A 14,853-nucleotide genomic window follows, 5' to 3' on the forward strand; every position below is an offset into this window, starting at 1 on the left:
TTTCATCCTTTTGCCTGGGTTGTCATTACGCCGTAATGACAACCCAGGCCAGACGGTTCGCCGGGCGGGCCGCCTCCTCCGTCTCTTCATTACGGCGTAATGAAGTCGGCGCCCGGATGCCGGGGGCGCCTCTATGCCCTTCGTCAAGCGAGCGCGGAGCATGGCGAGCAGGATGCTGATGCGGTGGCGGGCGAGGCGGAGGAGGGCATGGGTGTGGGTTGTGCCGCAGACCCGGCATCGGTCGTAGCAGGCACGGGGGGGCGGGATCGTGCAGGGCCGCGAACGCGGAGAGGAGCAGCGCCCGTTTGAGCTGCCGGTTCCCGCCTCAGGGGTTCGCCGTGGATCGAGCTTCCCGACTGCCTGGTCGTGGGGCCGGCGACTTCGCCGGCGGCGGCACGGTGTCGATGTCGACCATCGTGCCCCCGCATGCGTCGATGCGTGCCGGCCTCGGCAGCGGGGCCGTCACGCATCCACGTCATGGAGACCTGCCGGCCGCAAGCAGCCGGGCATTGCGCCCGGCCGGACGGTGGTCGGACCTCTGATCAGCGTCTCCGACGGGGTCCCTCGGGTCCGGTGACACCACCCCCAGGTCATCGGTCCGACAGGGAGCAGCAGCCATGCCGGGTCCGGAGGCCGGCGGCCCTCTTGCAGGACCGCGGGGAAGACAACGGGGGGCCGTGGCTGTCCCGTTCGGCACCCCGCCCTTGGGCACCCCGCTTCCGGCCGACCCGCCGGTTCGTCAGGTGGCGTGCCGCACCGGGTGGCGGGGGCGGCCGGATCCCGGCTTCAGGAAGGAGGTGGTCTGCTGCCGACCGGGCCGCAGACGCCAGCGGTCCTTCCTCGCGAGGGGAGAAGTCCGATCGGCGGTACTCGACGCGGGTACAGCCCCGATGCAGAGTCGCTTGAGTCGCTTGAGTCGCTGGACGGCAAGCCGGCCCGGTCGCGGCCGCCTCAGCTCCTCGGGCGGATCGGGCAGCGACCGAGCCAGAGTCGGGTCGCTCTTGGCGAAATTTTGGGTCGCTGTGTAAACCCGCAGGTCAGGAGTGTTTTTGAAGGTGAACAGCGACTGAAGCGACGCAAGGTCCGGGTATATGAGGACATTCGCGCGTGTGCGCGTATGCGCGTGCGCGTCATATATAGAGACCTTGAGTCGCTTCAGTCGCTGCCGAAGGGTAGGAAACCTCTCTGACCTGGATCTTTGGCAGACAGTCCAGACAGCGACTGAACGATGCTCAGTCGCTGGCCGTCACCGCCTCGGTCGCTGGCGAAGGCGGGTTCGTCGTGGCAGGGGTTCCCGAAGCTTCTTCCACAGGCGCCACCCATATCCCTCCTGCTTCGCTAATCTGTGTCCGTCGTTGAGTCGCTTCAGTCGCTGACGGGGGATGCGTATGGCTTCTGAGCTGCCGGTTTCGCACAGCGACTTAAGACGGGGGGCTCATGTTCCGATGAACGTCCCCCGCGCTCTGGCAGCCGCAAGGTGGTGTGCGAGCCGAGGATGGCCCGTCCATCCCCTGGCACCAGGACGCAAGACCCCGGCGGGCAACTGCGCGCCGTGCCGGAGACCTGGTCACACCCGCGAGGGCTGCGGCTGCCCGCGGGCCGGTCGCTGGTGTCACGGCTTCCACGCCGCGACGCTGGACTTCGCCCGGATCGAGCAGTGGTGGGGCGCCCACCCCGACCTCGGCGTCGGAGTCGCCTGCGGGCCCGCGGGCCTGGTGATCATCGACATCGACGCACACGACCGGCCGCTGCCCGACCGGGACCGGCTGCTGCCCGGCATCGGCATCCCGGCCGGTGTCGATCTGACCGGTCTCGCCAACGGCTTCCACACCATCGCTGTGCTGGCCGCCCTGCGGGGCGCCATCAGCCCGGCCGACGACGAGTCGACGCTGCGCGTGCGGACACCCTCCGGGGGGCTCCACGTGTGGTACCGGGCCCACCGCGGCCACCGGTGGCAGTGCTCCGCGGGTGCGGGAGGCTCCCGCGCCCTGGCCTGGCAGGTGGACGTGCGGGCCCACGGCGGCTACATCGTCGCTCCCGGCACCGTGACCGCGGCCGGCGTCTACACCCCCGTCGGACCGGTGCGCGAGCCCGCCCCGCTGCCTTCCTGGCTCGCCCGGGAACTGGAGCGCACCGGACACCTGCCGCCCGCTCACGTGCCCACCCCGAGGCCCGTCCCGCCGCGGGCCCGTCAGGCCGTCCTCGCCGCAGGTGGCGGCCGCGGAGCCGTGGAGCGTGTACTGGGTGCCGTTCTGGCCGAGGTGGCCGCCTGCGCCGCCGTGCCCGAGGGAGCGGCCTTCTCCGAGAAGCTCAACCGCGCCGCGTACACGGCCGGCGGGCTGGTCGCGGCGGGGCACGTGACTCATCGTGATGCCGAGCGGATGCTCAACGAGGCCGCGGAGCACGCCCGCCCCGGGCAGGAGAGGCGCAGCCTGGCCATCATCCGCAGCGGCCTGAGCGCCGGATCGCTGCGTCCGCTGCCCCTGGGGAGCCGCTCGTGAGCCCCGAGCGTGACCACACCCTCTTCGACGCCCGGGCGGTCGCCGCGCAGATCCTCGCGGCCCCCGTGCCACAGCCCCGACAGGGGGGTTCGGGACCGATGGACGGAACCGGGGGAGAGGCCACCGCGGACGGACTGCTCCCCGACACGCTGACCGACCGCGGCAACGCCAAACTGTTCGTCAGGCTCTACGCCAACGACTACCGCCACGTGCCCGGACTCGGCTGGTTCCGGTGGGACAGCACCCGCTGGCAGATCGACGAGGACGACACGGTGATGTGGGCCGCGGGGGACCTGGCCGAGAGCATCGCCACCACCGATCCGCGCGGCGTGTACACCGACACCGCGCTCCACCAGCACCGCAGACGGGCGCTGAGTACCAGCGGCATGAACGCGATGCTCGCCCAGGCCAAGTCGGCCCCGGGCATGGTGCTCAACGCAGCACGGCTGGACGCCGACCCGTACGCGCTGTGCACCCCCGCCGGCATCGTGGACCTGCGCACCGGGGCGATCCGCACCCCCTCCCCGGACAGGGACTTCCATTCGCGTTCCACCACCACCGCCCCGCAGCCCATGCCGACACCGCGCTGGAACCGGTTCCTGACGGACACCTTCGGGGAGGGCCCCGAGGGCGCGGAGATGATCGACTTCCTGCACCTGCTGCTCGGCTACTCCGTCACCGGCGACGTCGGCGGGCAGGTCATGCCGTTCCTCTTCGGCTCGGGCAAGAACGGCAAGTCGGTGTTGCTGGACGTGTTGATGAAGCTGCTGGGCGACTACGCCGACGCGGCTCCGCCCGGCTTCCTGATGGCCCGTCCGTACGAGGGCCACCCCACCGACCTGGCCGAGCTGCACGGCCGCCGGGTGATCGTGTGCAGCGAGGTCAAGCCCGGCGACAAGTTCGACGAGGCCCGGGTCAAGCTCCTCACCGGAGGGGACCGCATCAAGGCGCGCCGGATGCGCCAGGACTTCTTCAGCTTCGAGCCGACGCACAAACTCTGGCTGCTGGGCAACCACCGGCCCGAAGTCGGCACCGGCGGCTTCGCGTTCTGGCGGCGGATGCGCCTCATCCCCTTCGAGCGCGTCGTCTCCGACGACCGCAAGATCGACAACCTGGCGGACATCCTCGTCACCGAGGAGGGCCCGGGCATCCTGAACTGGCTCATCGAAGGGGCCCGCCGCTACCTGGCGGGGGAGAGGGACCTCACCGGCCCCGAGCGGGTCCGCATCGCCACGACCGTCTACGCCGAGACGGAGGACCACACCGGGCGGTTCCTGGGCGAGTCCTGCAGGATCGAGCCCGATCTCAGGGCGGAACAAACACATCTCTACGCGGCCTACAGGACTTGGTGCCAGAATGAGGGGGCCCCGGCTGTCTCGTCCCGTGCCTTCGCGGCCCGGGTCCGCGAAGTGGTGGGACTGGCCTCGCCCAAGGGGATGATCCTTTCCAACCAGCGGAAGTACTACCCGGGGATCGGACTGCTCGTCGACGAGGAGACAGCATGAGCGCTCTCATCGCAGAGGACGAGATCGTCCATGAGGTCGAGTTCGTCTGGCTCGAGGACATCGACCGGCTCGACTACGTGCGTCAGAGCCTCGACCGGCTGCCCACCCGGCGGGGCAGGCCCGCCTACCACCGGGACGGGCGCATGGTCGGGTACGCGCTGCTGGGGCCGCAGGCCAAGCCGTCCCGTTCCTCCGGCACCTTCCGCCGCCGCGTCTTCTGGCTGCTTCCCCACGACCGGGACACCGACCCCGACGGCCTGTACACCACGGGAGCCCCGGCGGAGGCCGTGGACCCGCGCACCCTGGCCCCCGGCTGCAAGGGGTACAAGACCGAGCGGTCCGAGGGCGGGCCGCCCTCGACGGCCATGCGGGAGCTGGGCATCACGCTGCCGCTGTGACACGTGGCAGGGGCGTGCGGAGGCATGGGAACGGTGCCTGGCGCGCCCCCGGCGGGCCGGCACCCCGCCCCGAGGGCACGTGGTCCCGGACCGCTCCTCGGGGTCGGCGGCCGTCGCGCACCCGGTCCTCGTCCGGATCCGGACCACGGCCCGTCCGGCATGGTGGATCATCGACGGGATGTGCCCGTCCCCGGCCGCCCGTCGGTCGCGCCGACGGGCGGCCGGGGACGGGCAGGAGGGGCGGGACGCATGGGGTGGATGACGCGTGGGCAGGCGGTGCTGCTGGCGCGGTGCGCGGCCGTGTTCGAGCCGGGGGATCCGGCCCGTGCGGGCCGGATCGCCTTCTGGGACCCGGCGGGCGGCGCCCCTCCCGACCTGCCCCTCGGCGAACGCGGCGAGGCGGACCTGGTCGTGCGGGACGGCGACGGCGTGGCCCTGCGCACCCTGCCCGTCCTGCGCCTCCCGGTGGGCGACGCCCTGCCCGCCCTGCTGCTGGCCCGCCGGGAGCACGCCGGCGGAGCGGAGCCGGGCGCGGACGCCGGGCCCCGCCCGCACCCCGCCGCCGCGTTCTGGGGCGGCGTCCTCGCGCTCGGGCTGCACCTGGCCGCCCGCGAGCGGCTGCTGCCCGGTGTCTCCCCGGCCGGGTACGACACCTGGCGGGCCGGTCCGCTCGACCCCGAGGACGTCGAACGGCTGAGGGAGCTGACCGCCGCCGCGCCCCCGGAGGCCGTCGCCGCGCCCGGCGCGGACCCGGCCGGGCTGGTGCGGCCCTTCCTCGACGCGGTCGCCGACACGCTGCCGCGCACCGCGGCCGCCGAGGCCGCCACCGGCCGGGCCGCGTTCTCGGCCGCCGAACCCCAGCACGTGCCCCAGCTGCGCGCCTGGGCCGAGGAGATCTCCGCCGGCCTCGACTCGGGGGTGCGGATGTCCCTGCGCGTCGAACTCGCCGAGGCGCCGGGCGGCCCGCCCGTGCCGCGCCTGGTCCCGCGCGCCCACAGCCTGGCCGACCCCACCCTGGCCCTGGACGCGGCGGAGCTGTTCACGCGCGCCGACCACGCGCTCGGGCCGCGCGCCCAGGCCGACCTGGTGCTGGCCGTGCGCCGGGCCGCGGGCGTCTGGGAGCCGCTGGAGCGGCTGCTGCCCGTACCGGGCGCGACCGACCTCGACGACCGGGAGCTGAGGGAGCTGCTGGGCGGGGCGGCGGACCGGCTGGCCGCCCACGGCGTCGACGTGGTGTGGCCGCAGGAGGCGGCGCGGACGCTGACGGCCCGCGCCGTCGTCGGCGCCGACCGGGTCCCGCCCGGCGACCTGCGCTCGTTCTTCCGCGGCGACGGCACCGTCGGCCTGCGCTGGCGCCTCCACCTCGACGGCGAGCCGCTCACCGAGGAGGAGGCCGGGACCGTCGCCGAGGGCCGGGCCGCCGTGCGGCTCAGGGACCGCTGGGTCCTCGTCGATGCCGAGACGGCCCGCAAGGCCCGCGAGCGCGACCTCGAACCGCTCACCGCCATCGAGGCGCTCGCCGTCGCCCTCACCGGCCACACCGAGATCGGCGGGGAGCGGGTGCGGGTGGCGCCCAGCGAGTGGCTGCTCGCCCTGCGCCGCCGCCTGGCCGACCCCGACGGCGGGGGCGAACCGGTGGAGCAGCCCGCCGCGCTCGCCGCCACCCTGCGCGACTACCAGCTGCGCGGCCTGCGCTGGATGGACCGGATGACCTCGCTCGGCCTGGGCGGCTGCCTCGCCGACGACATGGGCCTGGGCAAGACCGTCCAGCTGATTTCGCTGCACCTGCTGCGCCAGGAGGACGAGGGGAGCCGGGGCCCCACACTCGTGGTCTGCCCCGCCTCGCTGCTGGGCAACTGGGAGCGCGAGGTGGGACGTTTCGCGCCGGGCACCCGCGTGTACCGCTACCACGGGCCGGGCCGTACCCTCGACGGCGCCGACGACGGTTTCGTGCTGACCACGTACGGCACCATGCGGCTGGACGCCGAGCGGCTCGGCGCGCACCCCTGGGGCCTGGTGGTGGCGGACGAGGCCCAGCACGTGAAGAACCCCCACTCGTCCACCGCGAAGGCGCTGCGGCTGATCGGCGCCCGGGCGCGGATCGCGCTCACCGGCACCCCGGTGGAGAACAACCTCTCGGAGCTGTGGGCGATCCTCGACTGGACCACCCCCGGACTCCTGGGCGGGCACGGCCACTTCCGCCGGCGCTGGATCGCGCCCATCGAGGCCGAGCGCGCCCTGGCGGCGGGACCGGAGGAGGAGCGCCCCACCGCCCGGCTCCTGGCGGACCTGGTGCGCCCCTTCCTGCTGCGCCGCCGCAAGACCGACCCGGGCATCGCGCCCGAGCTGCCGCCCAAGACCGAGACCGACCGCCCGGTGGCGCTCACCGCCGAGCAGACGGCCCTGTACCGCAGGCAGGTCGAGGAGGTGATGGCCGAGATCCGCGCCGGCGGGGACGGCATCGCCCGCAGCGGCCTGGTCCTGAAACTGCTCACCGGGCTGAAGCAGATCTGCAACCACCCGGCCCAGTTCCTCAAGGAGGAGGGCGGGCCGCTGGCGGGCCGCTCCGGCAAGCTGGAGCTGCTGGACGAGCTCCTGGACACCATCACCGCCGAGGGCGGCGCCGCGCTGGTGTTCACCCAGTACGTGGCGATGGCCCGGCTCCTGGAGCGGCACCTGCGCGAACGCGGGGTGCCCGCCCTGCTGCTGCACGGCGGGACACCGGTGGCCAGGCGCGAGGAGATGGTGCGGCGCTTCCAGGACGGCGAGGCCCCCGTCTTCCTGCTGTCGCTCAAGGCCGCCGGCACCGGCCTGAACCTGACCCGCGCCGACCACGTCGTGCACTACGACCGCTGGTGGAACCCGGCCGTCGAGGCCCAGGCCACCGACCGGGCGTACCGCATCGGCCAGACCAGGGCCGTGCAGGTGCACCGGATGATCGCCGAGGGGACGGTCGAGGACCGCATCGCCGCCCTGCTGGAGGCCAAGAAGGAACTCGCGGACGCCGTCCTGGGCTCCGGCGAGCAGGCCCTGACGGAGCTGACCAACGACGAGCTGGCCAACCTGGTGGAACTGAGGAGCGTGGGATGAGCGGGGCACAGGGGAGCGGAGCACGGGGCTTTCCCGCCTTCGCGGCGCGCCGCGGCGGCCGCACCCGCGGCCTGTCCTTCTGGGCCAGGGCCTGGACGGGCGCGGTGGAGGACGTCTGGCCGGAGGAGGAGCCCCTGAAGAAGGGCCGGTCCTTCTCCCGCACCGGCCGGATCGGCCCGATCAGCGTCAGCCCGGGCCGGATCGCGGCCGAGGTGTACGGGGGAGAGGAGACGTACACGACCGTCCTCACCCTCCGGGAGTTGGACGACGGGGAGTGGGACCGCCTCTGGGAGAGGACCGCCGACCGGCCCGCCGAGGCCGAGGCGGTGCTGGCGGGCGAGCTGCCGGAGGACCTGCTGGAAGCGGTGGAGGACGCGCGGGTGCGAATGCTGCCCGGCTACGGCGACCTCGACGCGGACTGCGGCTGCGACGAGCTCGACCACCCGTGCCCGCACGCCACGGCCCTGTGCTACCAGATGTCGTGGCTGCTGGACGAGGACCCCTGGCTGCTGCCGTTCGTCCGCGGCCGGGACGCCGGCGAGGCCGCCGAGGAGCTCCGGTCCGTCCTGCTGCTGCGGGCGATGACGGGCGGGGGCGGGGAGGACGAGGACGAACACGAGGACGGGGACGGGGACGGGGAGTACGACGAGGAACACGGGGCCGAGGAGGAGGACGGCGACGGCCCGGCGTACGACGTCAACCGCGCGGCCTACGCCCGTCCGGCCGTCCCGCTGCCCGCCCTGCCCCCGCTGCCCGGGCCGCCGCCCACCGCCGGGGAGCCCGTCACCGGCATCGAGGCCGACCCGCTGGACCGGCTCGTGTCCGACGCCGCCGTCCGGGCGCGCGAACTGCTCGCCTACACCCTCGGCCGCGGCACGGAACCGCCTCCCCCGCTCGACCTGTGGCAGGACACCGTGCGCATCGCTGCCACCCATCCCGACCCGCGCGTCCCCGCCCGGCTGCGCGAGACCTGCGACCGTCCCGGCGACCTGGACCGGGCAGCTGCCGCGTGGCGCACGGCCGGCAGGGCGGGCCTGGAGGTCCTGGAGGACCCCTGGGCCCCCGGCGAGCAGGAGACCGCCCGGGCCCGCACCGCCCTGGCGGCGGGCTGGGAGGACGACGAGCTGCCGCGGTTCACGGTCGAGGGCAACCGCTGGACGCTGACCGGCCGCGGCCTCCAGCTCCGCCAGGGACGCGACGGCCGCTGGTACCCCTACCGCGAGCGGGAGGGCGCCTGGTGGCCCGCGGGCGCCCCGGCGACCGACCCGGCACAGGCCCTGGCCGACCTCGTCGGCGACGCCTGAGCCGGCGCGGGCGCCGGGCTCCGCCCGCGCCGGCTGCTCGTGCTTCCACGGCCGCATCCGGCCGTGCGCCCCGCAGCCCGCCCCGGGTCGTCGACCGGTACCAGGCGGCCGGTCGCGAACCGCGCGACCGGCCGCCTGGTACCGGTCGGGGCCGGCCGGCGGTGTGCCCGTGCGCCCCGTCAGCCGCCGCCCCGTCAGCCGCCGTACCGCTGCGCCGAGTGGTGCTCCTGCGCGAGGCGGCGCAGCGCCAGCAGCGCGGGTTCCAGCAGGACGGCCAGCAGTACGGCACGTTCGGCCTGCTGCAGAGGGCCGCCCGCGTCCCGGAGTTGGTCGAGGTCCAGTTCCGCGGTGCGGTCGGCGAGTTCGGCGTAGGGCAGCAGGGAGCGCCAGTCGAATTCCACCCCCAGGACGCGGAGGGTTTCCAGGGTCTCGGCGACGACCTGCGCCGCGGGGGTGCGGGAGGAGACCTTCCAGCCCATCCGGGCGGTCAGCGCCTCGACGTCGGTCAGGTCCGGTGCGGCGGCGTTGGCGTCGTCGTCGGCGGCATCGGCGGCGTCGTCGTCGTCGGCGGCGTCCCGGTCGGCCGGCAGGGCGCCGAGCACGGTGCCGAGCAGCAGGTGCAGGTCATCCTGCCGCTCGTCGACGGCAGCCAGTACCTCCCGGGTGGCGCTGACGGACAGGCCGCGCACGCCGATGAGCGCGCGGATCAGCCGCAGCCTGCGCAGATGCCCCTCGTCGTAGTCGGCCTGGTTGGCGGCCGTGGCCCGCCCGGGCGGCAGGAGCCCGTCCCGCAGGTAGTACTTGATCGTGGGGATGGGGACCCCGCTGTGGCGGCTCAGCTCGGAGATGCGCATCCGGATCCTGCTCTCCAGTGGATAGTGGATAGTTCTGCTGTCTATTATGGATAGTGCCACTCACCAAAGCTGAAGGCGAGAGCACGGTGCCCACACTTCCCTGGACCACTCCGAACCAGCCCCCGCCGCACGGTACGGCGTTCGTCATGGCGTCCCGCTTCGAGGTGCGGTCGGCCAAGGACGTCCCCCGCTTCTTCCTGCGCTCCCTGGCCACCTGGCGTCAGGTGCGCACCGCCCCCGGCGCCTACGGCGCCTCGCTGATCGCGCAGCCCCTCAAGCGGGTCTTCTACACACTGTCCGCCTGGGAGGACCGGGACGCCCTGTACGCCTACGCCAGGACCGAACCGCACCGCGGCATCATGACGTCCCTGCGGTCGACCATGCGCACCTCCACCTTCGTCTTCTGGGAGGTCGACACCGGGCAGCTGCCCATCACCTGGGACGACGCCAAGCGGCGCCTGGAGCAGCAGGCGCGCAACGACGCGGCGGGAGGTGCGGCCGCCGCCTGACCGGGTCCTCCGGCCCGGAGCCTGCCGCTCCAGACCCGCGCCCGGCGACCGCCGCGGGCGCGCCGGGCAGCGGTTCCTTCGAATTCGTTTGCGCCTTGCCCGTGGGGGTCCTACCATGAACGACTAGTCAAACTTGATGAGTGACAACGGCACGACGGGAGCCCGAGTGACCCTGCTCCAGACCGGCTACATCCCCACCGCCGAGGACCGCGCGAGCCTCGACGCCTGGTTCGAGGAGTACGACGCCCACTGCACCAAGAACGACGTCGAGCGCATGGCGGACATGGCCGTCTTCCCGCTCAACCTGGTCAGCGACGACTCCGCGGGCAACGGCAGGTCGGCGCAGTGGGACCGCAGGCAGTTCGTCGAGACGATGGCCCACGTCATGGGGGGCGGCCAGGACGTCGCCTTCCGCAACACCCGCACCCCCGTCTTCCTCTCCGCCTCGATGGCCGTGGTCTTCACCGAGTCCGTCGTCACCGCGGAGGGGCAGACCCACCGGATGCACTACGCCGACGTCCTCGTCCGCAGGGACGGCACCTGGGCGTTCCAGACCATGATCCAGAGCGGGTGGGGCGACAACCTGTGACCCACCGGTCGCGGGGACCGCACCGGCGGTGCCCGCGACCGCGCCCACCCTGCGGCCCCGGCCCCGAACGCCCCGGAGCACCCCCATGCCCACGCAGATCACCGTCCGCGCCGTCACCAAGTCCTACAACGGCCGAACCGTCCTCGACGCGGTCACCTGCACCCTGGCCGCAGGCGACCGCACCGGCATCGTCGGTGAGAACGGATCGGGCAAGTCCACCCTGCTGCGCCTGCTCGCGGGGGCCGAACGACCCGACCAGGGCGACGTCGTCGTCCAGTCCGACGGCGGCGTCGGCTACCTCCCCCAGGACGGCGAACTCCCGCCCGGCCACACCGTCCAGCAGGTCGTCGACCACGCGCTGAGCGACCTGCGCGCCATCGAGAGCCGCATGCGCCGGCTCGAAGCCGACATGACCGGCGGCGACGAGGCCGCGCTGACCGAGTACGGCGATCTGATGACCGCCTTCGAACTGCGCGGCGGCTACGAGGCCGACGCCCGCGTCGAACGCGCCCTGTACGGCCTGGGCCTGGCCCACCTGCCCCGCGACCGCACGGTCGGCGGCCTCTCCGGCGGAGAGCAGGTCCGGCTGCGCCTGGCCGCCCTCCTGGCCGCGGCACCGGAGGTCCTGCTGCTGGACGAGCCCACCAACCACCTCGACGACAACGCCCTGACCTGGCTGGAGGAGCACCTGCGCACCCGCCGAGGGACCACCGTGGCCGTCTCCCACGACCGGACCTTCCTCGAACGCGTCGCCACCGCCCTGCTGGAGGTCGACGCCGACCGCCGCACCGTCACCCGCTACGGCAACGGCTACGCCGGCTACCTCGCCGAGAAGGCGGCGGCCCGCCGGCGCTGGGAGCAGCAGTACGCCCGCTGGCAGGACGAGGTGGCCGCCCAGCGCGAGGCCGCCGAGACCACCGCCCGCCGCGTCGCCCCCGGCCGCGCCATCACCGACGGCAACAAGATGGCCTACGACCGCGCGGCGGGCCGCGTCCAGCAGTCGCTCGCCAGCCGCGTGCGCAACGCCGAGGAACGCCTCCGCCGCCTCCTCGCCGATCCCGTCCCCGCCCCGCCCGACCCGCTGCGCTTCGCACCGGACCTGCGCTCCGGCCGCCTCGACGGCACCGTCCTGGACGCCTCCGCGGTCACCGTCACCGGCCGTCTCGCCGCCACCGACCTCACCGTCAAGGCCGGCGACCGGCTGCTGATCACCGGCGGCAACGGCGCCGGCAAGAGCACCCTGCTGCGCGTCCTGGCCGGCGACCTCGCCCCCGACGGCGGCCGCGTCACCCGCCGCGGCCGCATCGGCCACCTCCCCCAGGAACCCCACCCCGGGCGCCCCGGCGAGACCCTGTTGCAGGCCTACGCCGCGGGCCGCCCCGGCACCCCCGAGGAGCACGCCGAACACCTGCTCTCCCTCGGCCTGTTCACCCCCGACAGACTGACCGCCCGCGTCACGGAGCTGTCCACCGGGCAGCGCCAGCGCCTGGCCCTGGCACGCCTGCTCAGCCGCCCCGTCGACGTCCTCCTCCTGGACGAGCCCACCAACCACCTCTCACCCGCCCTGATCGAGGAGCTGGAGCAGGCGCTGGAGGAGTACTCCGGCACCCTCGTCCTGGTCTCCCACGACCGCCGCCTGCGCGCCCGCTGGCAGGGCGACCACCTGCCCCTCGCCCCCGGGCGGGCCCGGGGCGGCGGCGCTGCGGACCCCTCCCGGGCGAACCGGGACCCGGCCGCGCCCGCGTGACGCGCCGACGGGTGCCGCCCCCTCGCGCGAGCCCGGAAGGGCCGGGTCAGGTGCCGCACAGGGCGCGGTCGACCATGTCGGTGACGCCGCGGAACTGCCGTGCGGAGCCGGCCGCGTCCCCGGGGCGGCTGTGCGCGACGACGGTGACGGCGCTCCGCCCGTCGGCGGCGACCCCGGGCTGGACGACGTAGCCGAAGCCGCTGCCGCCGTGCCCCCAGTACCCGCCGCCGCAGGACAGGGGCGTCCGGCTGATCCCCAGGCCGTAGCGGGTACCCGGAGGGCCGCCGTGGTCGTCGGACACGGGGACGGTCCGCTGCATCTCGGCCAGCCGGTCGGGGGCCAGCAGCTCACCGCGCAGCAGCGCGCCGAAGAACCTGTTGACGTCCGCCGCCGTGCCGACCATCGTCCCGTCGGCGTCGCCGTCGAAGGGCAGGTAGGCGACGGTGGTGTCGACCATCGGCCCGCCCGGCTCGAACTGCTGGTGGTTGCGGGCGTGGGGGTGCGGCAGCAGCGGATCGTCGCCGGGCACGAGGGTGCGGGTCAGCCGCAGCGGGCGCAGGATCCTGCCGCGCACCTCCTCCTCCCAGGGGCGGCCGGTGACCGCCTCGACCACCATGCCCGCGAGGACGTAGTCGGTGTTGGAGTACCCCCAGGCCGTCCCGGGCTCGAAGAGGGGAGGGCGCCGCAGGGCGAAGGCCACGCGCTGCTCGGACGTGTGGGTGGTCCAGCGGTTCTCCCGGTAGCCGGCTGCGCCGGGTTCGGGGACGGCGTCGGCGATGTAGTCGGGCAGCCCGCTGGTGTGCTGGAGGAGCTGCCGCACGGTGATCCGGCGGCCGTCGCCTCCCCGGCCGCGGACCGCGCCCGGCAGCCACCGCTCCACCGGGTCGTCCAGCGACAGCCTCCCCTCGCCGGTGAGCTGGAGCAGCACCGTCGCGACGAACGCCTTGGTGGTGCTGCCGATCCGCACGTACCCGTTCGGGGGGACGGGCCGCCCGGTGCGGAGGTCGCCGACCCCGCTGCGGGCGGTGCGGACCCCGTGGGGCGCGTCCAGCCTGGCCGACACCCCGGTGACCCCGGCTTCGTGCAGTGCGTCGGCATCCCGCTGCAGCGTCCCGGGCCGACCGGCCGCGGCCGCCCCGGAACCGGCGGGGACGAGCACGGCGAGGAGCGCGGCGGCGCAGGCCGCCGCCGCCGTGCGGACTGCCCGTCGTCGTGTGGTCTGCATGGACCGACCATAGGGACGCGCGCGCCGGCGGGCCATCCGGCCACCCCCAGGGCCGTCCGTGGGGATCCCCGCAGTGCGCGTGCACACCGCCTTCGCCGGCGCCCTCGGCGCCCGTCACGCGGGGCCCGCCCGGGCGGGCCCCGCGCGGCGGCGCACCGCGTCCCGGACGGGAACGGAAACGGGACCGGGCCCGGCGGTGCCCGGCTCCGGGCCCGCTGCCCCGGGCCGCGGCGGGCGCGACCCGGGGCACCGCAGGGGCGGGGCCTCAGTACTGCAGGGCGGTGCCCGGGTCGGTCTGCCAGTACGTGACCCGGGCGCCGGCGTTGACGGCGGTGCCGCCGGGCAGGGCGAGCGCCACCGGACGGTCGCCCTCCACCGCCCTGCCGTCGCGGTCGGCGAGGAGGACGCCGAGTCCGGTGACCTCGACGGCCTCGCCGTTGTCGGGGGTGTAGGTGGTGATGCCCGCGTGGGCGGACTCGCCGGGCCGCAGCGAGACCACCGCCTGCGGAATGCTGTCCTCCACCGGAGGGGTCGGGGCCTGGGCCCCGTCGAAGCGCAGGAACGGGTAGCCGTAGACGTCGCAGACGGTGCCACCGGTGTTGGTGACCGTCAGGAGCATGTGGTTGATGGGCCGGAGGACGGACCGGAGGGTGAACTCGACGTCGGAGGCACCGCACCTCCCGGGCAGGGAGGCGCCGTCCCCGCCCGCCCGCGGCTCCCGGGCGTCGCGGCCGTCCTGCTGCCGGTGGCCGGCCGGCTCCGCCCGGACGTCCTCGCCGCCGCCCGCACCGGCGGCCCCCTCCGAGGCGGCCCCCTCCGGGGCGGCACCCTCCGGAGTGGCGCCCTCCGGGGCGGCGCTCCCGCGCGGCGCTCCCTGGGCGGGGGCCGCGGACCGCTCGGCGTGCGCCCCGCTCCGCTCCACTCCGGTGCCGGACTGGCACGCGGCCACGGACAGGGAGGCGGCGGCGAGCGCGGCGGCGACGGCGAACCGGGGCATGCGTCGGGTACGGAACATGGCTTGTCCTCTTTCGGGTGGGAAGGATGAGCGCCGCAATCGGCTCCGCGGCGATCGCCGCGGCATGTCCACCACCGTGGCCGTCCCACCCCGGCCGGGACAACAACGGCCCGCCC

11 protein-coding genes and 1 pseudogene are annotated in these 14,853 nt (G+C 74.6%); 8 read left to right on the plus strand and 4 right to left on the minus strand.

From position 1 onward, the window contains the following. Window positions 1-153: 153 nt before the first annotated feature. Window positions 154-371 (minus strand): annotated as a pseudogene (locus ACFSJS_RS28020) (IS110 family transposase); the annotation flags it as partial. Between the two features lie 1,074 nt (window positions 372-1,445). Between ACFSJS_RS28020 and ACFSJS_RS26615 the strand changes: the two are divergent. The 5 genes from ACFSJS_RS26615 to ACFSJS_RS26635 all read left to right on the plus strand — a co-directional run bounded on the left by ACFSJS_RS26615 (window position 1,446) and on the right by ACFSJS_RS26635 (window position 8,798). Further along, on the plus strand, window positions 1,446-2,501 hold the full coding sequence (locus ACFSJS_RS26615) for a bifunctional DNA primase/polymerase (protein ID WP_380904820.1): 1,056 nt from the start codon (window positions 1,446-1,448) through the stop codon (window positions 2,499-2,501). Between the two features lie 98 nt (window positions 2,502-2,599). Continuing rightward, window positions 2,600-4,006: a DNA primase family protein gene (locus ACFSJS_RS26620; RefSeq protein ID WP_380904868.1), complete on the plus strand. Its 1,407-nt coding sequence runs from the start codon at window positions 2,600-2,602 to the stop codon at window positions 4,004-4,006. Continuing rightward, window positions 4,003-4,404 carry a DUF6009 family protein gene (locus ACFSJS_RS26625; RefSeq protein ID WP_380904822.1) on the plus strand — a complete coding sequence of 134 codons (402 nt, stop codon included), beginning with the start codon at window positions 4,003-4,005 and terminating at the stop codon, window positions 4,402-4,404. The genes ACFSJS_RS26620 and ACFSJS_RS26625 overlap by 4 nt, the downstream gene beginning before the upstream one ends. Before the next feature lie 249 nt (window positions 4,405-4,653). Then, on the plus strand, window positions 4,654-7,494 hold the full coding sequence (locus tag ACFSJS_RS26630) for a DEAD/DEAH box helicase (RefSeq protein WP_380904824.1): 2,841 nt from the start codon (window positions 4,654-4,656) through the stop codon (window positions 7,492-7,494). Further along, complete coding sequence (locus ACFSJS_RS26635; protein WP_380904826.1) at window positions 7,491-8,798, plus strand: SWIM zinc finger family protein; 1,308 nt, start codon at window positions 7,491-7,493, stop codon at window positions 8,796-8,798. The genes ACFSJS_RS26630 and ACFSJS_RS26635 overlap by 4 nt, the downstream gene beginning before the upstream one ends. A gap of 194 nt (window positions 8,799-8,992) precedes the next feature. Here the strand turns inward: ACFSJS_RS26635 and ACFSJS_RS26640 are convergent, their stop codons facing one another. Beyond that, a complete protein-coding gene (locus tag ACFSJS_RS26640) occupies window positions 8,993-9,652 on the minus strand; it encodes a MerR family transcriptional regulator (RefSeq protein ID WP_380904870.1) in 660 nt (219 codons plus the stop codon). Window positions 9,653-9,738: 86 nt separating this feature from the next. Between ACFSJS_RS26640 and ACFSJS_RS26645 the strand changes: the two genes are divergently transcribed. The 3 genes from ACFSJS_RS26645 to abc-f all read left to right on the plus strand — a co-directional run bounded on the left by ACFSJS_RS26645 (window position 9,739) and on the right by abc-f (window position 12,497). Next, a complete protein-coding gene (locus ACFSJS_RS26645; RefSeq protein WP_380904828.1) occupies window positions 9,739-10,161 on the plus strand; it encodes a DUF3291 domain-containing protein in 423 nt (140 codons plus the stop codon). A gap of 166 nt (window positions 10,162-10,327) precedes the next feature. After that, window positions 10,328-10,750, plus strand: a complete 423-nt coding sequence (locus tag ACFSJS_RS26650) for a nuclear transport factor 2 family protein (protein ID WP_380904830.1) — start codon at window positions 10,328-10,330, stop codon at window positions 10,748-10,750. Between the two features lie 85 nt (window positions 10,751-10,835). Continuing rightward, window positions 10,836-12,497: a ribosomal protection-like ABC-F family protein gene (gene abc-f, locus ACFSJS_RS26655; protein ID WP_380904832.1), complete on the plus strand. Its 1,662-nt coding sequence runs from the start codon at window positions 10,836-10,838 to the stop codon at window positions 12,495-12,497. 46 nt (window positions 12,498-12,543) lie between these two features. Here abc-f and ACFSJS_RS26660 read toward each other — a convergent pair whose 3' ends face one another. Together ACFSJS_RS26660 and ACFSJS_RS26665 are read right to left on the minus strand one after the other, a co-directional pair. Next, entirely contained in the window at window positions 12,544-13,722 is a 1,179-nt protein-coding gene (locus tag ACFSJS_RS26660) for a serine hydrolase domain-containing protein (RefSeq protein ID WP_380904834.1), read from the minus strand. A gap of 265 nt (window positions 13,723-13,987) precedes the next feature. Next, entirely contained in the window at window positions 13,988-14,737 is a 750-nt protein-coding gene (locus ACFSJS_RS26665) for a DUF4232 domain-containing protein (RefSeq protein WP_380904836.1), read from the minus strand. Between the last annotated feature and the right edge of the window lie 116 nt (window positions 14,738-14,853).

The organism is Streptomyces desertarenae (assembly GCF_042681365.1).
Taxonomy (GTDB): Bacteria; Actinomycetota; Actinomycetes; order Streptomycetales; family Streptomycetaceae; genus Streptomyces; species Streptomyces desertarenae.

Bases quoted from the DNA above. Each gene is read 5' to 3' on its own strand.
- ACFSJS_RS26615 (WP_380904820.1), top strand. From the start codon at position 1,446: ATGAACGTCCCCCGCGCTCTGGCAGCCGCAAGGTGGTGTGCGAGCCGA.
- ACFSJS_RS26620 (WP_380904868.1), top strand. From the start codon at position 2,600: ATGGACGGAACCGGGGGAGAGGCCACCGCGGACGGACTGCTCCCCGAC.
- ACFSJS_RS26625 (WP_380904822.1), top strand. From the start codon at position 4,003: ATGAGCGCTCTCATCGCAGAGGACGAGATCGTCCATGAGGTCGAGTTC.
- ACFSJS_RS26630 (WP_380904824.1), top strand. From the start codon at position 4,654: ATGGGGTGGATGACGCGTGGGCAGGCGGTGCTGCTGGCGCGGTGCGCG.
- ACFSJS_RS26635 (WP_380904826.1), top strand. From the start codon at position 7,491: ATGAGCGGGGCACAGGGGAGCGGAGCACGGGGCTTTCCCGCCTTCGCG.
- ACFSJS_RS26640 (WP_380904870.1), bottom strand. From the start codon at position 9,652: ATGCGCATCTCCGAGCTGAGCCGCCACAGCGGGGTCCCCATCCCCACG.
- abc-f (WP_380904832.1), top strand. From the start codon at position 10,836: ATGCCCACGCAGATCACCGTCCGCGCCGTCACCAAGTCCTACAACGGC.
- ACFSJS_RS26660 (WP_380904834.1), bottom strand. From the start codon at position 13,722: ATGCAGACCACACGACGACGGGCAGTCCGCACGGCGGCGGCGGCCTGC.
- ACFSJS_RS26665 (WP_380904836.1), bottom strand. From the start codon at position 14,737: ATGTTCCGTACCCGACGCATGCCCCGGTTCGCCGTCGCCGCCGCGCTC.